This is a genomic window from Elizabethkingia bruuniana, assembly GCF_002024805.1.
In the GTDB taxonomy this organism is placed as follows: Bacteria; Bacteroidota; Bacteroidia; order Flavobacteriales; family Weeksellaceae; genus Elizabethkingia; species Elizabethkingia bruuniana.
The window spans coordinates 3,099,461-3,120,542 of the sequence record NZ_CP014337.1 but is presented as its reverse complement, the minus strand read 5'-3'; the positions used below and the strand labels follow the sequence as shown (position 1 = coordinate 3,120,542).

Annotated in this window: 29 protein-coding genes; 21 read left to right on the top strand and 8 right to left on the bottom strand. The window is 32.6% G+C overall.

What is annotated here, in order from left to right:
* Positions 1-157 precede the first annotated feature (157 nt).
* The 4 genes from AYC65_RS14485 to AYC65_RS14470 form a co-directional block, all read right to left on the bottom strand.
* On the bottom strand, positions 158-1,333 hold the full coding sequence (locus tag AYC65_RS14485; RefSeq protein ID WP_028123562.1) for a zinc metalloprotease: 1,176 nt from the start codon (positions 1,331-1,333) through the stop codon (positions 158-160).
* Positions 1,333-3,192, bottom strand: a complete 1,860-nt coding sequence (locus AYC65_RS20820) for a prenyltransferase/squalene oxidase repeat-containing protein (protein WP_034975277.1) — start codon at positions 3,190-3,192, stop codon at positions 1,333-1,335. The genes AYC65_RS14485 and AYC65_RS20820 overlap by 1 nt, the downstream gene beginning before the upstream one ends.
* Positions 3,182-4,330, bottom strand: coding sequence for a hypothetical protein (locus tag AYC65_RS14475; RefSeq protein WP_028123564.1), 1,149 nt, complete (start codon positions 4,328-4,330; stop codon positions 3,182-3,184). Before AYC65_RS14475 ends, AYC65_RS20820 begins: the two co-directional genes overlap by 11 nt.
* A gap of 759 nt (positions 4,331-5,089) precedes the next feature.
* Complete coding sequence (locus AYC65_RS14470) at positions 5,090-5,782, bottom strand: S24 family peptidase (protein WP_034870910.1); 693 nt, start codon at positions 5,780-5,782, stop codon at positions 5,090-5,092.
* 79 nt (positions 5,783-5,861) lie between these two features.
* Here AYC65_RS14470 and AYC65_RS14465 point away from each other — a divergent pair, with 79 nt between their 5' ends.
* From AYC65_RS14465 to AYC65_RS14370, 21 genes are all read left to right on the top strand, one after another.
* Positions 5,862-6,071, top strand: coding sequence for a hypothetical protein (locus tag AYC65_RS14465; RefSeq protein ID WP_034866325.1), 210 nt, complete (start codon positions 5,862-5,864; stop codon positions 6,069-6,071).
* Entirely contained in the window at positions 6,068-6,211 is a 144-nt protein-coding gene (locus AYC65_RS20815) for a hypothetical protein (protein ID WP_153246861.1), read from the top strand. Before AYC65_RS14465 ends, AYC65_RS20815 begins: the two co-directional genes overlap by 4 nt.
* Positions 6,212-6,213: 2 nt before the next feature.
* The gene (locus AYC65_RS14460; protein ID WP_034866323.1) at positions 6,214-6,399 is read left to right on the top strand and encodes a hypothetical protein; all 186 of its coding nucleotides are present in this window, start codon (positions 6,214-6,216) and stop codon (positions 6,397-6,399) included.
* Positions 6,400-6,678: 279 nt separating this feature from the next.
* Entirely contained in the window at positions 6,679-8,724 is a 2,046-nt protein-coding gene (locus AYC65_RS14450) for a hypothetical protein (protein ID WP_131828167.1), read from the top strand.
* The gene (locus AYC65_RS14445) at positions 8,717-9,658 is read left to right on the top strand and encodes an AAA family ATPase (protein ID WP_034866318.1); all 942 of its coding nucleotides are present in this window, start codon (positions 8,717-8,719) and stop codon (positions 9,656-9,658) included. The genes AYC65_RS14450 and AYC65_RS14445 overlap by 8 nt, the downstream gene beginning before the upstream one ends.
* Positions 9,659-9,660: 2 nt before the next feature.
* Complete coding sequence (locus AYC65_RS14440) at positions 9,661-10,287, top strand: ATP-dependent serine protease (RefSeq protein WP_034866316.1); 627 nt, start codon at positions 9,661-9,663, stop codon at positions 10,285-10,287.
* Entirely contained in the window at positions 10,263-10,580 is a 318-nt protein-coding gene (locus AYC65_RS20810) for a hypothetical protein (RefSeq protein ID WP_146343656.1), read from the top strand. Before AYC65_RS14440 ends, AYC65_RS20810 begins: the two co-directional genes overlap by 25 nt.
* Positions 10,577-10,753, top strand: coding sequence for a hypothetical protein (locus AYC65_RS20805; RefSeq protein WP_153246860.1), 177 nt, complete (start codon positions 10,577-10,579; stop codon positions 10,751-10,753). Before AYC65_RS20810 ends, AYC65_RS20805 begins: the two co-directional genes overlap by 4 nt.
* 8 nt (positions 10,754-10,761) lie before the next feature.
* Complete coding sequence (locus AYC65_RS14430) at positions 10,762-11,394, top strand: DUF3164 family protein (protein ID WP_034866311.1); 633 nt, start codon at positions 10,762-10,764, stop codon at positions 11,392-11,394.
* Positions 11,395-11,538: 144 nt separating this feature from the next.
* Positions 11,539-11,991, top strand: coding sequence for a hypothetical protein (locus tag AYC65_RS14425; RefSeq protein WP_052114589.1), 453 nt, complete (start codon positions 11,539-11,541; stop codon positions 11,989-11,991).
* A 12-nt stretch (positions 11,992-12,003) separates the two neighbouring features.
* Positions 12,004-12,468, top strand: coding sequence for a hypothetical protein (locus AYC65_RS14420; protein WP_052114588.1), 465 nt, complete (start codon positions 12,004-12,006; stop codon positions 12,466-12,468).
* A gap of 211 nt (positions 12,469-12,679) precedes the next feature.
* Positions 12,680-13,645 carry an RNA-directed DNA polymerase gene (locus tag AYC65_RS14415; protein WP_059333856.1) on the top strand — a complete coding sequence of 322 codons (966 nt, stop codon included), beginning with the start codon at positions 12,680-12,682 and terminating at the stop codon, positions 13,643-13,645.
* The gene (locus tag AYC65_RS14410) at positions 13,624-13,920 is read left to right on the top strand and encodes a hypothetical protein (RefSeq protein ID WP_034866705.1); all 297 of its coding nucleotides are present in this window, start codon (positions 13,624-13,626) and stop codon (positions 13,918-13,920) included. The genes AYC65_RS14415 and AYC65_RS14410 overlap by 22 nt, the downstream gene beginning before the upstream one ends.
* Positions 13,921-13,932: 12 nt before the next feature.
* Positions 13,933-14,400, top strand: a complete 468-nt coding sequence (locus AYC65_RS14405; RefSeq protein WP_131828172.1) for a hypothetical protein — start codon at positions 13,933-13,935, stop codon at positions 14,398-14,400.
* Positions 14,400-15,245 (top strand): hypothetical protein, encoded by an 846-nt coding sequence (locus AYC65_RS14400; protein ID WP_034866703.1) that lies wholly within the window; start codon positions 14,400-14,402, stop codon positions 15,243-15,245. Before AYC65_RS14405 ends, AYC65_RS14400 begins: the two co-directional genes overlap by 1 nt.
* A gap of 14 nt (positions 15,246-15,259) precedes the next feature.
* On the top strand, positions 15,260-15,643 hold the full coding sequence (locus tag AYC65_RS14395; protein WP_034866702.1) for a conserved phage C-terminal domain-containing protein: 384 nt from the start codon (positions 15,260-15,262) through the stop codon (positions 15,641-15,643).
* Complete coding sequence (locus tag AYC65_RS14390; RefSeq protein ID WP_162275843.1) at positions 15,561-16,316, top strand: hypothetical protein; 756 nt, start codon at positions 15,561-15,563, stop codon at positions 16,314-16,316. The genes AYC65_RS14395 and AYC65_RS14390 overlap by 83 nt, the downstream gene beginning before the upstream one ends.
* Positions 16,288-16,680 (top strand): hypothetical protein, encoded by a 393-nt coding sequence (locus tag AYC65_RS14385; RefSeq protein ID WP_034866698.1) that lies wholly within the window; start codon positions 16,288-16,290, stop codon positions 16,678-16,680. Before AYC65_RS14390 ends, AYC65_RS14385 begins: the two co-directional genes overlap by 29 nt.
* Positions 16,681-16,712: 32 nt before the next feature.
* Positions 16,713-16,955 (top strand): hypothetical protein, encoded by a 243-nt coding sequence (locus tag AYC65_RS14380; RefSeq protein WP_234300369.1) that lies wholly within the window; start codon positions 16,713-16,715, stop codon positions 16,953-16,955.
* 161 nt (positions 16,956-17,116) lie between these two features.
* The gene (locus AYC65_RS14375; RefSeq protein WP_059333855.1) at positions 17,117-17,338 is read left to right on the top strand and encodes a hypothetical protein; all 222 of its coding nucleotides are present in this window, start codon (positions 17,117-17,119) and stop codon (positions 17,336-17,338) included.
* A 23-nt stretch (positions 17,339-17,361) separates the two neighbouring features.
* Positions 17,362-17,901: a DUF4468 domain-containing protein gene (locus tag AYC65_RS14370; protein WP_034869320.1), complete on the top strand. Its 540-nt coding sequence runs from the start codon at positions 17,362-17,364 to the stop codon at positions 17,899-17,901.
* Between the two features lie 317 nt (positions 17,902-18,218).
* Here AYC65_RS14370 and AYC65_RS14365 read toward each other — a convergent pair whose 3' ends face one another.
* The 4 genes from AYC65_RS14365 to AYC65_RS14350 all read right to left on the bottom strand — a co-directional run bounded on the left by AYC65_RS14365 (position 18,219) and on the right by AYC65_RS14350 (position 20,998).
* On the bottom strand, positions 18,219-18,653 hold the full coding sequence (locus AYC65_RS14365; RefSeq protein WP_034869321.1) for a hypothetical protein: 435 nt from the start codon (positions 18,651-18,653) through the stop codon (positions 18,219-18,221).
* A 19-nt stretch (positions 18,654-18,672) separates the two neighbouring features.
* Complete coding sequence (locus tag AYC65_RS14360; RefSeq protein WP_034869323.1) at positions 18,673-19,206, bottom strand: phage virion morphogenesis family protein; 534 nt, start codon at positions 19,204-19,206, stop codon at positions 18,673-18,675.
* Positions 19,207-19,319: 113 nt separating this feature from the next.
* Positions 19,320-19,715 carry a hypothetical protein gene (locus tag AYC65_RS20800; RefSeq protein WP_131828166.1) on the bottom strand — a complete coding sequence of 132 codons (396 nt, stop codon included), beginning with the start codon at positions 19,713-19,715 and terminating at the stop codon, positions 19,320-19,322.
* 107 nt (positions 19,716-19,822) lie between these two features.
* On the bottom strand, positions 19,823-20,998 hold the full coding sequence (locus AYC65_RS14350) for a phage minor head protein (RefSeq protein WP_052114666.1): 1,176 nt from the start codon (positions 20,996-20,998) through the stop codon (positions 19,823-19,825).
* Between the last annotated feature and the right edge of the window lie 84 nt (positions 20,999-21,082).

Below are 21,082 nucleotides of genomic sequence, written 5' to 3'. Positions count from 1 at the left end.
ACTCTCCGCAAAAAAAGCCTATAAACAACGTGTTTATAGGCTTTTTAATTTTCGGGTGCTAATTTAGGTGCTAATTTTTCTATATGAAATTTCATTTTAAAAGTCAATTCTATAACTTTAAATTGTGCAATTATTTAGTGTGTTTGAAAAACAATAATTATCTCTTCATTATTCCTAAAATTATCTTGACACTTATAATGTAAAAAATTAAGACTGATAATAGTTTGAATAATTCATTAAAGCTTAAATTAAACTTCCATTGAAAGATTGAGATAACTATTTTATAAATTGTTATGGGAAAATTTATAATTGAATACCAATTTAAAAATATTTGATAATAGAAAAACAGAGCTATCATTACAATGTTAAAGCCCCCATATAAAGCAATAAGATAATCCTTTTTCGTTAGTATAGACTTTTCATTTTTAAAAGTAGATAATAGAATCAATTTTAAGTTGTTCATGGCATGGAAATTAAGATTAGGCTTGTTCAACAAGTCTGACAATATCCAATATCCATCAGCTCGCAAAAATGGGATTAGATTGTATAATGCTTTTACTGAAATAGCCAATGCCAAAATTTCCAGTATATGATATTTTATAAAAAAACCAATAATTAATAGTAATAAGCAAAAAATAATTTCAAAATAAATACCTGCACTATTTACTATAATTCTTTTCCACTTACTTAATCTCCATATATCCGTCACGTCTGCAAAAAATGCTGGTATGAAATACAAGTAAAAACCAAAGCCAATTCCTCCATGTCTTGCCTTGAAAAAATGGGATGCACTTGCATGTCCCAGCTCATGAAAAATAGTACTTATAAAAAGTAGCAATATAAAATATGGCACAAAAGTATTAGAGTTGAGAGTCGGATTATTATAATAATTTGTATAAATACTATATCCAAAAATAATGATTGAAAAAAAAATAACCGAATAAAAAACTTTCCTGACAAACAATAGTTTCAAGAAGGGAACTATTGTTGAAATTACTTCTGGTTTAAGAAAAATGAAACCATATTTTATATAGTCCGGAATTTTTGATTGTTCTTTTATTGAATCATCGTGACCAAAAGTTCCATACTGTTTTAGCTGACCAAAAAGCAATATAATTTGTGAATCTGAAATAGGTACTTTATGGCTTTTTTGAAAATCCATATTAATTTGTGATACTGTTCTGCTCCCATCTGCTAAACTTAATAAATCATAGTATTTCTGATTCAGTTTAGTATATTTATTAAGTTTTACATTATGCAGTAAATATTCACTTTCATTGAATTTTGAAAATTCAATATCTGATGATAGTTTATATACAGGGCTTTCCTCCATTATAGTAAAGCCTTTAATGCGTAAGCAGTAGTAAGCGTCTTACTTTTGTAAGGCTCATGGGCTTTAGGTTTAATAAAATTTTCCGCCTTCCAACTACCATTTTCATGCTGATGTTCTATTAAAAATTGTTGTGCGCTATTTTTCATTTTCTCAAGTTCAGGAAACTCTAATAAATTCATGCAAAAAATAGCAAAAGAAGTTGACAAATTTTTATATTGATTCTCATCAAAACTTCCATCAGCATTTTGGAAACCAATCAAAAAGTCTTTTATTTTCTGCTTGACAGCTCCATATTGTGTAGGAAACTCATTAAGCAACCTCAGACAAACATATGTACCATAAAGTTTACCATAGTACCATCTGCTCTCCCAATACCCTTGCTCTTTTTGCTCTGAAATAATATACTTGATTGCTTTTTCTATGGTGGACTTGTATTTTTCTGAATCTAATAAGGTTAAAGCATATACAAAGTTGGCTACAACTTCCACATCTGCCCCTTTTCCCCATTTGGTAGAATTGAATAAATCCTGTTTTTTCTGTTTTTCAGTAAGATTTACTTTAGGAAGAATCCAAGTTTCTATTCCACCACTAGGCTGTGTTCTTTCAGATACGGCAATACTAATTGCTTTTATACAATATTTATCTACCAATTTCCCATTTCCTGTTTTGATAAACTGTTGCATAATTTGCCCTAGATCGTCAATATCTGCTGCTATTTCCTGAACAGTTGGAAAATAAGACCAAGCTCCAATATTGTCCTTATTTTGTCTTCCTTCTATATATTGATTTTCTTTTTCAATAAAAACTTGAAGATTAAGATTAAAAGAATGTGCAATTTCCAACAAACAATCATTCAATAATGCTCTTTGAAAAGTATCTGAAGAATGGATATCAATTTCATTCTCGAATCCTTCCATACCTCCTAAATACATAAAATGCTTTAAATCAACATAATTTTGAAGAAAATCACTCTTAATGAATTGCAAGCCTTTAAAAAAAAAGTCTATTGTGACTTTATTAAAATCAAAAAAGTAATCTTCTTGAATTAATTTTCTTTTTGTATTTGCTTTTTCTTCTATTGTTTTGACATAACCATTAACTGAATCCTTGGTTTGAAGAATTGTTTTTTCAAAGTCGCAGATTGTATCCAGCCACAAACTATCCGGTGGCAATTTTTCAATTACTTTTTTAGCCTTCTCCAAATAATAAATTGATTTTTCAAAAAGAATAACACTTGTTCCATCTATATAAAACAACTTATTTAAAATATTTACATCATATTTATATTTGGAAAAGTCTAATGTTTTGGATAATTCATATACCGCCCAATTAAATTGTTTTTTGTTAAAGTCCTCTGTGAAATCTATAATATCATCATATAATTGAAACCCTATCGAAAAATATTTATGAGATTCGAGCAGTAAATTATAAATTTCGCTATTGTTACTATTTTCTGAAAAAATAAATAAACTATCAATAGCTACTTTTCCAAAGGCAGATTTCATATCTGCAACTTTATTATAATTCTCTTCACTTGGATTATTCCAAAGGTTTTTTTCTAATGATATTGCCTTGCGAAACTCTCTTTTTCTTGTTTCCCAAAGATTCCAAAAATTGTTACCATCTTCATATATTGTGGATAAAATTTTTATTGCATTCTCTTGTAAATCTAAAACATTAAATATTCTATGATTTTCTTGATTATCAATAACAGCATCTAATTGCAAAATAGATTGATAAAAATAAAAGCCTGCTTTTGAAAGCAGGTCTATTGTCACCTTATCTATATCTGGAAAATAATCGTGAAATAGTTTAGGATAATATTCGTAAAATTCTGGAGATTTCTTTTTATGGCTCATCAATAAATTTCTGTTCTTCTTTGGAAAGTAAAGTATTATTTTCTTTAATCTCTTTATTAGCAATATTTTCGGTTAGATTTTTATTTAAATCAATTTTATTTTTCAATCCTTTTTTATCTGATTCTAAAAATTTTTGAAAATTTATTTCTTGAATAAATGAAACGGGATACTTTTTTTCTTTGTATAGCGCATAACCTTTAATTTCGGTATAAACTAAAGCTGGTAGATATTTTCCGTCTTTTTTATAAAAATCATATTTGATATTATTTGAAGTGGCTACACCTTCGTAAGCTTCTCCTCGTTTGTTCTTGTTCTTGAACGACTGAGACATATTTGTTATATAAAGATCAAAACTACTAATGACTTTGTCTGTTTTGCTATATGTAAATTTTCCTTTATATGTATTTATTTCATCTTTTGTTTCAAAATAAATAATTTGAATGTTCTGGTTTTCTGAAAGTATTTTTGAAACAAATACACTATTTTTTGTATCATTTAAAAAACCAATAATTTCACTATTAAAAAATAACTTCTGAATAAAGTTTTTGGGAGTTATTTGAATATCTGTATTAAAGGGATAATCATTAGAAGATACTTTAGTTTTAAAATATTTAATGTTGTTAAAGCCGATTTGGACAAAAGAGTCGACATTATCTTGTGCCTTAAAATTATAGGCATTTGCTAAAGCCCATATGTCAATATTGGCTATTAAAAGGTTAATCATTTTCCCATCAATATAACCTTTTTGCTTTATTGTAGATTGATATAGAGAGGGCTTACTGTAATATATGCTTAGATAATCTTTTAAAGCATTTTGAAACATTTGCCTTATATCTATTTTGGATATTTTCACCTCTTCAATATCTTTATATAATGGCTTTAATTTTATAATAGGAGTTAAAGACTCCAATGTTAACTCTTCATATCCTTGAGCAAAAATATTCAGTGGTTTCTTATCATTTTTTAGTTCTACTTCCCCATCATCGTTACTATACAGCACCACATTATCAGACATAATTCTAACATTTTGAAGAGGTTTGTTTTCTTCAGAATCAATAATTCTTACTTTGATATTTTGAGGAAAATAAAATTGTAATGATAACCCCAAATAGGCTATTAAAAATAATATGGACTTCATTTAGTTGTATTATCTCTTTGATATATTAATGTTCTATCAAATCCATTTTGAAAATAAATCCGATTTGTAAAATTATCTCTGTAAATAACTTCTTTTTCTTTTCCAAGAGAAAAATTAAAACCACTCTTTTTTTGTGGTTTTTTAAAATCTATTACTATTTCTTTTTTGTTGCTTAATCCTAATATTGCAGTATCTTTTTTATATTTAAGAGAATCAGTATACTTTGGAAGTAACTGTGCGTTAATTTGTGAGGATTATACCCCCTAAAATAAAATGTCAAAAATAAAAATCAAAAAAACAGGGCGCAAATACCGATAAATAAAAGAAAAACGGTGCAAGTAGGCATTCTTATGAAATCAAAATTAAATGTCAAAAAATACCATTTAAATACCGTTTCAACCAAAATTAAATACAAATTAAATGTCCCTATTGGGGCATTTATTGTTTATATATGTAAATATATACTGGATGCCTTATTCATAGGCTATTAAGTAATTCAGAAATAGTCATAAATAGAAGAAACATTTAAATATTGGAACCCTGAAATTTTAATAAGTAAAATATTAAAAGATACCTTTAGGGTTACGTTTAGGGTTACCTTAAATGGTAATTTAAACCCTTTTAAATAGATATATTAATGCTGAAAAATGCATTAAAAAGTATGTAATTGTCGTTTTACATCCCCTATTTTTTAAGCGATAAATCGTAAAATGTCTTTATTTATAAGGGTTTTAAAACATTTAAGTGTTAAGTTGGGTGTTATTCTAATCTTATGACGCCTAGAACACAAGCTATTGAGTAAATATTGTCAAGATGTATATCGAAAGGGTCATAATTAGCGTTATCACTAACTAATAAAATGCAATTTTCTTTTTGAGATTTCTTTACACGTTTTATTAATGCGCCCTGTTCTGTATCTAATACGTAAACCTTATTCCATTGGAAAAAAGTATTCAAAGATATTTTCTTACAGGCTATTAAATCTCCTGAACTGTATTTCGGGTACATAGAAGACCCTTTTACCCTAATCATAAACTCCGCTCTCAACTCTGTAAATTCAGGAACCTCATAATAGCTCGTTTCATAATCCATAATTTGCATTGATCCAGTACCATAACCAGCCATAGCATCAATAGGAATTAATGGAATTCCAGTATTAATTGATTTAGGTTCCTTATAAATCATCTCTGTTTCATTTATTGTATCTGAAGTATAGATTTGTGTCCCATATAGTGGTTGATCTTTTTTAAGCATTTCTCCTTTCCCTGTTAAAAGCCATTCAGAGTTTAAGTCTTGTATTTCCGATAATATATTTTCGATAGCAGTTGAATTAATTGGTGTTTCTTTAGCCTTACCACGAAAACTAGCTGATGTCATACCAATTTTTTTGTAAAAATTTTCTTTTGCAATACCTTTATATTCAACTACTTGTATAATTCTGTCTTTAATCATAGCAATTATTTTTGCGATTTATTTTTTTAATCGAAAATATATTTTCTATATTTGTTCCATAATCGGAATAAATAAAGCAATGAACAAAGAAACAAAAAAAAGAGAAAGTTACAATACGGAAATCATCAATGCTCTTTCTCAAGAATTCTTGGTGTCAACACGATTTGTAAGAATGTGTGTCCGTAAAGAGAAACATAGTTTAACAGCAGAAACCATTCGTAAAAAATATTATGAATTGGCTAATCCTTCAATAAAAGCACTTGAAAACTTCAAAAAACAACCATTATGAAATTATTGCAAAAATTATTGCAGAACATCTTCTGTATTTCAACTTATGAAGTAGAAAATGTTGATAGCCATATAAAAGAGTTGGCAACTTCATACCAACTCTTGGGATTCACTTATAAAACAACCTATAAAGCCCTTTAGAAATGGAAATTCTATTAATTATCTCAAATACAGCATCTAGCATTTCTCAAACATCTTTTGAATCTCAAAAAAAGAAACTAGCTATTTCTATAGAGCAAAAAGGAATATTGCTTCCACCAGAACAGTATGAGGAAGTATGGAAAAAGATTAAAGAAATTGAAAAAACTATTAATCCAAACGAACATTAAGCTTTCTAGCAAGTTCATGGATTAAGGTGCCAATATTATAGTAATCACCTACTCCAATAACCGTTTTACATGAGGTACATCGGATAAACATCATCTTAAAATTAGAACCTTCCGGTGCATCTTCAACCATTTCAAAACGAGAGTTTTCACATTTAGGACATTTTGATCTTGAATAATTAGTCATAACTATATTTTTTAGTGGAATAACAAATATAGTAAATCTCCCGCCACGGCATAGCGTGGATTCGACACCACGGCGGGAACAATTTTTTTTAAACTATGTACGATTTTTATCATAACACTTTAACGATTCCCGGACGAGCCTTGTATGAGGATTTGGGCGTTATGTCTAAATCTAATTATGATAAACAATGTAGACAAGGTAAATTAAATCGAGTTAGACAGGGTAAAGGCTTAGATAACTGTGCTCTTGTAGAGTTTGATAGCATACCGGAACGATTCAGAGTTGAAATTGTAAGAAAGCTTGGTATTCCTCCAAAAAAAGAGGCTCAACATCTGATTTTAAAGTATTACAAGACAGATTATGAAGCGATTGACTTCTATGCGACTCATTTGCTAGAGGATTACAGAAGGCTTTCTCCGGAAAAACAGGATGAATATGTTAGAAATGCTCAGATGATACAAGCTGTTGACGCTTATATGAAGGATATGAAAGCTTTCAGAAAATCCAGAGGCGGATCGATAACAAAAATTTGGCAAGAAGCTGCAATTGCAGTAAAAGAAGTAAAAGGTCAAATCGGGCATACTTTGCCGGGTACAGATCGACGTTTGCGTGATAAACTGGCTGAATTTGCAAAAGATGGCTACAAATCATTGGTTTCTGAAAATTTCGGAAAGAAAAAAGCGATAAAAGTAAAAGATGCTACACAGGAAGCTTTATTGCGCCAATTATTAAGAGATCACCGTAATCTGGATAATGAGCAAATCGCCATGATTTACAACTCAGTTGCTAAAATACAAGGCTTTCCAGAACTATCTGCCGGAACAATTGGCAATTATCGTAAAAAGTGGAATCTGTTAGTATATGCCGGAACCAATGGAGAAAAGGCATTTAATGATAACATAGGTATGCAGGTGAAAAGAAAAGCACCTTCTGCTCCATTATTGTTCTGGACTGTTGATGGATGGGATATCGAGTTGCTATATCAGAGACAAAGCAAGAATTTAAAAGGTGATAAGATCACAACTTATCATAATCGCCTTACAATGGTGGTTGTTTTAGACCCAGTAATAAAATACCCTATCGGTTATGCAATTGGAAGAGAGGAAAGTTCAGGTCTTATACAACAGGCTCTTAGAAATGCAGTTCTACATACTGAAGAATTATTTGGACAAAAGCATAAAGTATTACAGATACAGTCTGATAACTATTCTAAGAAGAAAATGACACCGATTTATGAAATGATGTCTAAAAACTTTACTCCTGCAAAGGTTGGTAATGCAAAATCTAAAGTAATTGAGCCATGGTTTAAATTCTTTAATAAAAAGTATTGCCAGTTAGCACCGAATTGGAGCGGACAAGGGGTGAAATCCGAAACGCAGCCAAATGAAGAATATTTAAATAAGATTCGACACTCATTCCCAGACGAAAATGGTTGTATGACCCAAATTATAACGATGATCGAAATAGAAAGGGAAAGGCTAAAAGAGCAATATATCGAAGCTTATAATAATATGCCTGAGGATGCTAAAAAAGAGATCAGTAATCAGGATTTCCTTTTACACTTTGGAGAAACAACAGGTTACACAAATAAAGTTAATCACAACGGTCTTCATATCGCTATTAATGGTAAAAAACATGAGTACGACAGCTTTGATATTAATTTCAGAATGTATTCGCACCTCGATTGGACGATAAAATATGATAGCAATAATCTCAATGAGGTTCTTGCCTACAATGAAGAACACAATATCAGTTTCATGCTTCAGGAAAAATATGTACAGCCAATGGCTTTATATGACCGCGAAGAAGGTGATGCCGAAGAATTAGCAAAAATAGGTCGCTTTAATAAGGAAATGAAGCAGGTGATTCTTGATACTCAGGCAGAAGATTACAAAGAAGTTAACCAAATGTTTATCCGAAACCCTGAATTAGACGGAACACTGGCAAAGATGGTGATAGTAAATAGCAGAGGGCAACATAAAGACCAACGGAATGCAAAACGTTTAGATCGCTCTAAAAACCTACTCAATAAGCAGGAAAAGCAAATACAACAAGAAAACGATTTTGATTGGGAAAAAGAACAAAATGATTATTACGCAAATAAAGTAAACCTCAATAAATACCTAGATAACGATGAATAAAACTACCAAAGACCAAATAATGGCAGCCGCTGAGTTATGGATGGATGAACATAATTTTTCTGCCAATGAGTTTTCAACAGAAACGGCAGTACCAGCCAATTATCTGTCATACATGAGAAAAAGCCAGTATTTTATTACTGTAAGCGGAAAGGAAGTAGATATTGACGATAAATATTTTCGTATGGTTGCCGATGTAATCGGTTATAACTACGGAAATAAAAGCCACTGGACATTAAAACAAACCCCGCAGCTTAATCAGATGCTTTCTGTCTTAGAAGATGCTGAAAAGTTTGGATATACAAATATTATAATCGGTTCCACTGGGTGTGGTAAAACTTATATAACAGATTTATTTGTAAAGCAAAATCCCAAAAACAGATTTAAAATAACTGTCGGTTCAATGGACACTATCGGAGACCTGTTAGATAAATTAGGATTAGCTATGCGATTACCTATTGCTGGTTCAAAATCCCGAAAAATCCACACTATTACCAAAGAATTAAACAGATTACGACTAAACGGCAGAAATCCATCTGTTATTTGGGATGAATCGGAATATATGAAACAGGCAACATTATGTAATATAAAGGAGTTCCACGATCATCTAAACGGAAAATGCGCACTTATTCTTATTGGTACCGATCAGCTAAAAACAAAGATTGAAAAGCTGAAAAATAAAAATGCAGCAGGGATGCCACAGTTTTACCGCCGTGTAAAGTACGGAATCAGGGAATTAAAGCCAATTGACACCAGATATAAAGAATTTTTGGAAGGTATTGAGGATAAAAATTTGGTTAAGTTCCTTCAAAGAGAGTGTGAGAACTATGGAGAATTACATGATGTATTAGTTCCTGCACTTCGAGAAGCCGAAAGACTTGGTGAACCAGTTACCGAAAATCTAGTAAGAAAAATACTCAATATGCCAAAACAGTAACCATGAACAAAGCCCTATCCTCAACGGATATTCTCAGTAAAAAATATAAGCTCTTTGACTTCGACGGAAAATGGTATGATGCCTTTGACACACCTGAGACTAGTGGCGTTTGGTTCATTTGGGGAAACTCTGGAAACGGAAAAACAAGCTTCATTTTAGAATTAGTAAAGGAACTGAGCAAGTTTGGTCGGGTTCTTTACAACTCCTTAGAGGAAGGAACCAGTCACACCATGCAAAATGCATGGAAACGGCACAGGGTTCACGAATGCGGGCGAAAAGTACAGTTAATATGTGAAGATATGCAGGCTTTAGACGAACGCCTTTCCAGACGTAAAAGCCCTGATATAATAGTAAATGATAGTTGGCAATATACAAATCAAACCTTTCAGCAGTATTTAGCCATGAAACGGAAATATCCAAACAAGCTTTTCATTTTCACCAGTCAGGCAGACGGAAAGAACCCGTCCGGAAAATCAGCAGTAAAAGTAATGTATGATGCAAGTTTAAAAATCTGGATTGAAGGTTTCCGTGCATTTTCCAAAGGTCGATATATCGGACACAACGGAGGCATTTACACCATTTGGGACGAAGGCGCACAAAAATATTGGGGAACAACCGAAACAAAATAAAACCTATGAAACATCAATATTTAACATTATTACAACTCGACAGCATATACAGGTTGCTTACGTGGGACGATAGAATACAAGTTCATTTATTAATGCAAAATAAAACTAAAGATTCTAATGAATCAATACATGTTTTACTTGCGCTAATTGAAGAATTCAGCTGGTATGCTCCCGATATGAGATATGATCAAGACAGATTACTGTACTACTTCGAAGAAGAACAGGAACGCTGGCTTCCAATTGAACAATACAAGAATAACAACCCAGAATTAACCAAAGAACTATTAATATGACGACAGGAGACACCGGAGCGCACATTGTTGCAAAAGCAAATGCCAAAGAACAGGAACGCATAAAAGCATTCGCAGCCCTTGCAAAAGCAAAAGAAATTCAGGCAAAGCGAAAAGGACACTGGGACTATGATCCCAAAATGAAAATCAGAAAATTTATCGTAGATAAAAATTAACAATAAATATGAAAACAATCGACCTTACAACAGTTTCCGCAGAAGCATTAGAGGCGGCACTGGCAGAAAAGAAAGAAGCTGAAAGGTTGGCACGTGAAAAACAGCGTACTGACTATGAAGCCTTAAAAAAAGAAACCATTGAAGAACTGGCACCAATTGCTGAAGATATTCATTTGCAATTGATGCGATACAAGAGTAAAGCATTTTCCCAGCTTGGCGCATTGTATGAACTTTTACAAGTCTACAGTAAACGCCATCAGGATGGAAAAGGAAATTTTGAAATATCTAATGAAGATTACAAAATTCAATTTAAACGCCAAGGCAAAGGAACCTTTGACGAGAGATCACACCAAGCAGAACAGCACATTATAGACTTTATTAATAATCGTTTTGGTGGTGATGAAGACACCAGAGATTTCATCATGTTATGTCTGGAAAGAAAAAAGGGTGCTTTGGATGTAGATCAGGTACAGAAGCTTTATTCCATGGAAGACCGTTTCAATGATGAAAACTGGAAAGAAGGAATTAAGCTTTTAAAAGAGAGTTACAGCTTTATTCATAGTAAAGATTATGTGACTGTCTCTAAAAAAGAGCGAAACGGAGCATGGAAGCCTTTAGTATTAAACTTTTCTTCATTGTAATGTTTTACATAGGAGTAGCAGCCGGAGCAGCAGCAATTATAGCCTTTGTATGCTGCCTAACAACTCTCACATTGATGGGGGTAGAGTTCTGGAAAAAACGTAAAGGCTTTTAAACAATATTTCAAAACAATTTAAATAATCATTATGAACGAGTTAAAAATTCAAATTCCTGAAGGCTTCCAGATTGGAGCTTTCGACAAAGTTACAGGTGTAGTAAAATTCGAAGCTAAACCTAAAGACATTAAAGAACGCATTAAAACTTTTAATGATGTATTGCAGTATCACGGGATAAAATCTGAAACATTTGCAATGGAATGTCTTAGCCTAACAGATGATGAAATTGCATACAAACAAATAAAACTGATTGCATCGGCATTAAATGAAGGTTGGACACCAGATTGGAACGATCGTAACCAGACCAAATATTATCCATGGTTTAGAATGGGTTCTTCGTCTGGCGGGTTCTCGTGCGACGACTGCGATTACGATTTCTCGGGTTCGGCTGTCGGCTCTCGCCTTTGCTACAAGAGCAGTGAGCTTGCAAAATATGCCGGAACTCAGTTTATAAGTATCTATAAAAAATTCACAACCCTTTAAAAAACATTTATTATGAACGAATTAAAAATTGAAATCCCGGAAGGGTACAAAATTGACACTTTTGATAAAGCGACAGGTGTTGTAAAGTTTGCTGAAAAGCCTAAGGATATCAAAGACAGAGTAAAAAGTTTCGAAGAGGCTTGCGATGTTCTGGGAATCACCCCACAAAACCCAGATTTGGAAACTATTCCTACTAAATTACAAAAACCCTTATTCGCACATTACAAGCTATGTATTATTGCAATGGCGTTAAATGAAGGATGGGAACCTGACTGGGATAATGACGACGAGTACAAATATTACCCTTGGTTTGATATGGAAGGTTCTTCGTCTGGCGGGTTCTCGTGCGACGACTTCGTTTGCGTTTGCTCGTATTCGATTGTCGGCTCTCGCCTTTGCTTTAAAAGCAGAGATTTAGCAGAATATGCTGGAAAACAGTTTGAAGCAATTTACAGAGAATACTTTGTGATTGAATAATTGATAATAAGGTTGTGCAGTGTGTTGCTGTAGTTCTTCGTCTGGCAGGTTCTCGTACAACGACTACGATTACGATAACTCGAATTCGAATGTCAGCTCTCACCTATGTTATTTAACACTGCAAACCCTGCCTCTTGGCAAAAAACAACTCACTTTCCAAAAGGCGTTGGTAGGATATTCCGAAAACGACTTTTTTAAAAGCAAAGGCAAAATGAAAAGATTAAACAATCTATACGAGAAAATTATCAGCATCGAAAATTTGATGCTTGCTGATGAAAAAGCCCAGAAAGGAAAGGCTAACAGATACGGCATTATGCTGCATAATAAGAATAAAGAAAATAATATTATGAAGCTTAACACCCAGTTACGTATGAAAAGCTATAAAACATCTGAATACTCAGTGTTTAAAGTGTATGAACCAAAAGAGCGTGAAGTATACCGTCTGCCGTTCTTCCCTGATAGAATTACACATCATGCAGTAATGAACATCTTAGAGCCGATATTCGTTTCAACTTTTACTGCTGACTCTTATAGCTGTATAAAAGGAAAAGGTATTCATGCAGCTTCTTTTGCAGTACGCAAAGCTTTAAAAAATGTCGAAAAAACTACCTATTGTCTAAAATTGGATGTTGAAAAATTTTATCCAAACATCGACCACGAAATACTAAAAACATTACTACGAAGAAAATTTAAAGATACTGATCTGCTTTGGTTGCTGGATGAAATTATAGATAGTGCGCCGGGGCTTCCTATTGGTAACTATTTAAGTCAGTTTTTAGCAAACTTTTACTTAACCTATTTCGATCACTGGATCAAAGAAAAAAAATCAGTAAAGTATTATTTCAGGTATGCAGATGATCTGGTTATTTTATCTGATAGTAAAGAATATCTGCATCAGCTTTTAAAAGAAATTGAAACCTACTTTAAAGAGCGTTTAAAATTAACAGTAAAAAATAACTGGCAAGTATTTCCAGTATCAAAACGAGGAATTGACTTTGTAGGCTACAAACATTATCACTCGCACGTTTTACTACGTAAATCAATCAAAAAACGTTTTGCCCGAATGCTCAAAAAAAGACCAAACAAAGCTTCAATTGCTTCTTATAAAGGTTGGACAAAGCATTGTGATTCAAAAAACTTACTTAAAAAACTGGGATGTTCAACTTTAGCGAATTAGGAATAAAACCAAAAGAAAGCACCTTCATAGGTGATAAAATAAGCATAGATAAAATTATAAACACTGAAATACTGATACTTGATTACAAAGTGGAGCCGTCGAAGGTAAAGCCCGGAACAGAGCTTCTCACTTTGCAAATAGAAAGAAAAGGCGATAAAAATATACTCTTTTGTGGATCAGCAAATTTAATATTCATGATTAGGCAGGTTCCTAAAGACAAATTTCCTTTTAAAACAACCATAGTTAAACAAGATAGAAGACTCGAATTCACCTAAAACTCTACTAATATGATGACAACCCCACACGAACAACTCAAAGAACTATTTGCAGACAGAAAACCAATGGATGTTGCAATAGAGATTAGCGGATTTACCGGGTTTAGAACTTCAAAAATAGATGATCTTTCAACAGAAGAAGCTATAAACCTTTTGGCTATTCATAAGCCTTTACCAAAGGATGTCGAAGCGAGAAATAATGCTTTACTGGAAGAAATACTATGTAAAGAATGGAGAAGCAAAATTTTAGCAGTTGCAGAACAGGAAGGAATAAAAGAATCCGGAGATTTTCAGAAGTTTAATAACTGGATGTTACAGTACTCTGTTTATAAAAAGCATCTGAATTCCTATAATCTATCAGAACTAAAAACTTTGCTGGCACAAATGCAGACATTAAAGTATAACAATGCAAAGAGTGCTGAAAAACCAATGAATGAGGCATGGTGGAGAAAAGGACAAAAACTTAAAAATTTAAATTGATGAAGTTTCTGTTAGTAAATGTAAGCGGTGGGAGATCATCAGCAATGATGGCAAGGCATATTCAAACGTCGGAAAAGTATAAAGACTATCAAAAATTATATGTCTTCTGTAATACTGGTTTAGAGCGTTCAGAAACTATACAATTTTTAAAAGACCAGATTAAATATTGGAATTTACCACTGTATATGATTGAAGGTGTTTATTCTCTTAAATCCGGAGTAGGTGTAAAATCTAAATTAGTTGATTTTAATACTATGGATATGGAAGGGAAAGTCTTTTCTGATGCAATTTCACATCTTAATAAGAATGAATGGTGTGGAGTTCCAAATGAAGCAATACCCTACTGTTCTGATTATATGAAAAAAAGAGTTTCTCATCATTTTGCAAAAGAGGTATTTCAGACCACTAACTTTATTTCTGCTATTGGGTTCCGCCGTGAAGATATGCCAAAGCGAATTACATGGAAAGAGGTAAAAATGAGTAAGAAAAAGATTTTTCCACTTCTTACAGATTTTGGAAATGCAGTAGATCAGTTTGAATTAAACAGATATTTCCAAAAACAACCTTTTAAACTTAAAATTCATTCAAGATTAGGGAACTGTGCTTATTGTCAAAAAAAATCAGATAGAAATTTAATTGAAGCTATACAATTCGATTTACGAAAGCAGAATTTTCAATATATAGATTGGTATAGAAAGGAAGAGCAAAAATATGGCAACCGATTTTTCAGAGGTAATCTATCAATTGATGATTTGGTGCGGTCTGCACAATGTGCTTTAGATGATGGTAATCAGTTAGAAATGTTCTCCGATGTTGGAGAAGCGTGTATGTGTAACAGTTATTGAATAATAAATAATATATGAGTGCAGAAGAAATAATAACCCCAGAAATTGAAATACTAAATTATTTCAATGAGATTACAGGAAAGCGGTTCAAACCGATAAAAAGCAATACAAGCCCGATATCGGCAAGATTTAAAGCAGGATATACAAAAGAGCAAATGCAGGAAGTTATTCAGCTTAAGACCTTAGAATGGAAGAATAACGAAGTAATGGCACAGCATCTTTGCCCAACGACAATATTTCGCCCTTCCAACTTCGATAAGTATGTGAACCAAGTGGAAACAGTGAAAACTAACCCACAACAATACAAAAAGTATTATGAAGAACTCAACAAACCAAAACACAACGATCCAACATCTGCCTTCAGCAAAATTGATGCAATGTTTGGTGGAAAACAATAGTATTGAGTTAGCAAGTATTGAAAGGAAATTGACTATTAAAGAAGTTTTCCAAACAGGTTCCAGTATAGCCCAACTGATAAAAGCTGATGAAAACACCCTAATCAAAACAGTTTACGCAATACTATACAGGTTTAATAATCTGATAAATGTTAGTAAAAAGCTTAATGACGATCAAATGATTGCATTATCTGCCGATCTGATAGAGGCTTTTAAGTATGGTGACACTTTAGAGGATATCGTTTTATTGTTTAAGATGGCAAGAAATGGAAGCTTTGGAGATTTTTACCGTCTGGATCATGTTGTAATTATGGGTTGGATTCCAAAGTATATGGATGAAAAAGCAGAAATACGTGAACAGATAATAGTTTCAGAGCAAAAGTTAACTAATAGACAAATTGAGGAAATCCCAATAAGCGATAAAACCGCCAAAATGTTTGAAAAAATATCCAAAAAGATAAAAGTACCATCTAAGGCAAAAGCAGACCGGAATGACCCTTTATTTAGCTTAGAAGCTTATGTTTCAAGTTTGCCCAATACCGCAAAGCAGATGACGGACAAAGAACTGGAAACAATGATTTCCAATACTTCACAAAGAACTCACCCAGAGGTATACAATATTTTAATAACAGAAAAACAATCAAGAAATGAGAAATCTAAAAACAGTAGCAAATAATTTTATTCCTAAACATGAAAAAGAATGGGATGCAAGGCTATTTGTTGATGAAGCTATAAAAAGTCAATCAGAAGATTGGTTAGAAATTATATGCAGGGCTTTATCTGGTAGTAATGAAATTAAAATTTCAAAAAGTACCGATAGAAGATTTGAAAAGACAAGATGGATAAAAGCTGATGATGGAAATTATTTTAATGTTACAGAGACTTTTCAGTATAGATGCACAATGGATAGATTTGTTTTCCATGGAAACAGTCATTCAGAAATATATTTGGAAATTATAAAATTTTGGATTTCAGGCAGTATATTTCCTTGTGCTGGGGCTTTTAAATCAAATAAAAGTAAAGATGAAAATTCAATATGATACAGCTAACACCAATAAATGACGTTATCAGAATGGAAATAAAAATGCATATTCCGCAAAGCGATATCATCAGTTTTCTACAAATAGAAGGCTACGAAATCAAAGCTTTTGTTCAAAAATTACCCGCTACCGAAGAAATGTTGGTAAATGAGCCAAAAACAGAAGTTTACACCTTTACAGCAACTAAGCCGGATGAAAAACAAAGCGAAAACACATTGTATTTAAAGGTGTTTGAAACAGAAGTTAAAAAGCTTTTAAAAACACTTAATAAATAATTTTAAAATTCCTTACGGATTGCCGTAATAGATAAAAATAATCTGAAATTATCTTTGATTATAAAAACAATGAAGGAGGCTAAGAAGTAGATTAATATGAATGTATCATTGGTTAGCCTCGGGAAACCGGGGCTTTTTTGATAACTTTTAATAAAACTAAAATGGAAGAAATTAAAATAAACGCACAAACAGAAATTATAAAAAATATACAGACAGCATTGAAGGACTGTTCTATTGGTATAGGTATTGCAACTAAAACAGATATTACGATTAAAACTATTGCAACAAATAGCCAGACAATTATTTTTTCACCTAAAATGGGAAAAGAAATTTCAGCTAAAGATTTATTTTGGCTTGGTTACTTTGTAGGAAGAGATTATTAATTAAATTTGAAAAATTTTAAACTATGAAAAAGCTGTTATTATTTCTTACTCTATCAACAATATTTGTTAATGCACAGACATTTCAGCCTGATAATGGGAATTATAATAAGTATGGAAAGCAAGTATATAAAATAGATACTGTAATGGTATCTAACCAAACAAAAGAGAGTGTTTTTAGTAATAGTTTAGCTTGGCTTAGTAATAACTTTAAAGATTCAAGGAATGTTATAGAAACTAAAGACATTAATTTGGGTGAAATTACATTTAAGTGTTTTTATCAAGAAGATTTTTTAACAGGAGTAAAAAAGAATGGTAAAGATACATACCTTCCAATTAAAATATTTTATACAGGGAAATTTCTTATTAAAGATAAAAAGTATAGAATTATATTGACAGATTTAAGATATTCTTATTTGACAGATTCAGAAAATAATATAGACCTAAGTGATGATATCACATATAAATACAATAAAAAACAGATAGATGTATCTCTATCATTTTATAAAATAGTACTTAAAGATATTGTCAATTATCTAAATCGAAAATCAGACAATGATTTCTAGCACAATACAAATAAACGCCAACTTGCACAAGTTCAGGCGTTTTTTTATTTTTGTAGTAATGTCAAGTGTTACTAACATATCAAAAGGTCGCAGCCCGTTCTTAATCCAAAATCGCAACAACAAATTAGCGGCTCGTTTTTATTGGTACAGCTGCCTTTTAGGACTTAATTTCTCTCGTTGTCTTAGCGAATTAGAACAGGAATTCGACATATCAGAAAGCCGCATCTGTGATTTGATCTCAGAATGCGGCGACATTATTTCAGAACTTGAAAGGAACCAGGTATCTATACAACAGTTAAAATCCCGATTCCCTTTTTTTAGTTGGAATTATACATACTCTCCCGCCAAGACGTTGTCCATTGCTGTGCAATCGTCTTTAAACCTTTTCTAAGTTGCTGATCCGTTTTAGCGGTATTGGTAAAGCTTCTAAATTCAGAATCCTGATAACCTTGCAAAATACTATGTATTTTAGTGTTAAGAGCCATATAGCCAAGTCCTTTTTTTCGAACGGCTTCAGGTGTAATATTATTTGTTTCCGAATATGTTTTATCAATTACCAATAGCTGAATATTTCCGATTACAATTTGAAAGACATTATCCACATCTTCTCTAATTTCATTAATACGTACTAAAACCGCAGGGTAAGCCAAAGGGGGTTTTTCTTCCTGAAGTTGTCCGGAATCCAGATCAATATATTTTATCTCCGGAATGGTTCCTAATAATTCTACGATTTTTAAATACAGTTTTTCCATTGTTTAAATAGTTTTTAAATTATTCCATTGCTTTTTTTATTTCATCAAGGCATACTTTTTTAATACGTTCTTTAAGTACCGGGGATTGTTCTTCTGATCCGATAAATTGACGCTTTGGTATATTTTGCTGAATAGTCCTGTTAAAAGCAGAAACCTTTATATTTTTAAAGTTCTTACCTCTTCGGATATGTTCCTTCACCTGCTGATTTATTGTGCCTTTAAAGCCCTCATTGTGTACACGTGCATACGGAACATCTGCACCACCTACTGCAATGGTTACTTTATCAGCTTGAATGGACGCAATCCTGATACTTCTCTTTAATTTTCCAGATTTAACGAGTAATGCTCGCCCTGTATCGTCTTTCTTTCCCCATGCTGTAGGATTTTTCCGTTTTTCCCATGGTTCAAAAGAATCACCCTGCCAGCTTTGTTTTTCAAAATTTTCTAAGGTGAAATTGACCACTTCATTTCCGATAATAGCCGGAAGGTCTCTAAAGGTCTGGGCTAGCCTTTCTTTCTTTTTTGCTAAAATTTCTTCTAATGATTTTGCCATTTGTTTACTTTTGGTGAAATTTTATTTTATGTTTTTACAAGCTTCAAAATTGTATCAGTACAATGAAATGTACTTTACTGAAAACTCAAGATTAATTGCAGATACTAAAAATTTTAATTTTTATCTTGAGATTGATCGCATAGAGAAGATTTCACCACTGATTCGTACGGATATACTTGCTGTGAATCGTGGGAAATTCTTTCATGTACCTTTGTATTGGAGTGATAAAACTGAATTGCAAGCGGCTCTAAAGGCAAACTTATCTTGTAATTACAATCTTTCACCTCTGGAATTATACCTCGAATTTGAGGCTTTGGATTTTTCACAAGAAAGCCCGTTGCCAGAAAGTGCGTTAAAAATATTGAAAGCCTATCTTTAGCAATAGAACAGCTGAATTCTTCCGCATCATTTTCACTCAGTGGATAACTGGCTGTATTTGGGATATAGTCTTTTAAAACACTTTCTCCTTTTTCGTTTTGGATGTCGTATGACAATATTAGTTTGTACATTATTATAGTTTTTAATTGATATTCAGAATATTTTGTATATTTGTGTAACAAAGAGACCAGTTCGGCTGCTCATTGTGCTTAAAACCACTTCCACGGAAGTGGTTTTTTTATGGATAATAGTAAACTTTATCTTCTACGATATAAATGATTTTATCAAAGCGGTAGCTAGTTTGACCGTTATACATTCTAATAGAATTACCAAGCCATTCTATATTAAAAGCGTCACTGTTTGGGAAGTACAGAATTGCAATTTTCGCTTCTTTATCCTTACTATGATTTAAAGCTCTTTTTATTGTATTCTTACCTGTACCCATTATAGAGCTAATATCAAATGATTCTCCATTCAATAATCCATCTACTTTCTTTCCGGGGATATTAGAACTTTCATTTGTCAGAATAATTTCGTCACCCTTTTGAAAAAAAAGATCCTGAACTAGTTTCTCATATTTTCCGGTTATTTTATTGAAGTTATGACCGATGTGAATTGCTTTTAATCCTCCATCCTTTCCAAATTGTACTTCCTGATAGTTTTTATCATTTAAAAACTGCTCATATTTCTGCCAGCGGTTTGCGAACTCGTCTGACATAGCCAGAACCTTTTTAGGGGTATTTTCGATATAAGCATTCTTATCTGTGAAAATTTCACCACTCAGGGCAACATTATTTTTAAAAGCTTCCGGTATTTCCGGCAACTCAACATCAGGTGTAGGCGTACCGTTTCTTAGCTTCCGGAGTGTTGTTCTACAATTAAAGTGATTCGGTGGGAAAAAGTATATTAATCTTTTATCATCAACCGACATAATAACATTGTGCAACGGACTGCATATTTCGCTTGTGTGGTCGTCCATTACGACATCAAACTGTACATAAGGAAAAATATGTTTATCCTGTTGTATTTCCTGCCATAAACGGCTCATTTGTGCCGATGCTACAATTGTATCGTATTCTGTTCTCAGATATCGGTTTGAGGTTCCAACAACGAGCTGCGCTTCTCTTTTAAACTCATTCCATGGGCGAACACTTCCATCAGGACGCAAAAGAAGATTTGAAAGCTTTACACAGTCATTATAGTTTTTAGCTACAGCAAACTTCCAGACGTTTTTTTTCAGCATTTCCCGCATAACATAATCCGGAGAATCATAATCAATCTTTTGTCCGAATACGTTATCTATTGGTTTTACCAGTTCTCGAGTGGTTTTAGTAACAATAGGCTTGTTAATACTTCCGTCATTGCCTTTATTGCGGTAGATGTCCTCTAAAGCATTAATCCATTCATACGCCAATAAATCCGCCCAGTCTGGTTGTGGTTTATGTGAAAGCTGGTGTCCATGGCTACAAATATGCCTGTACTCATTTTCAAGACGTTG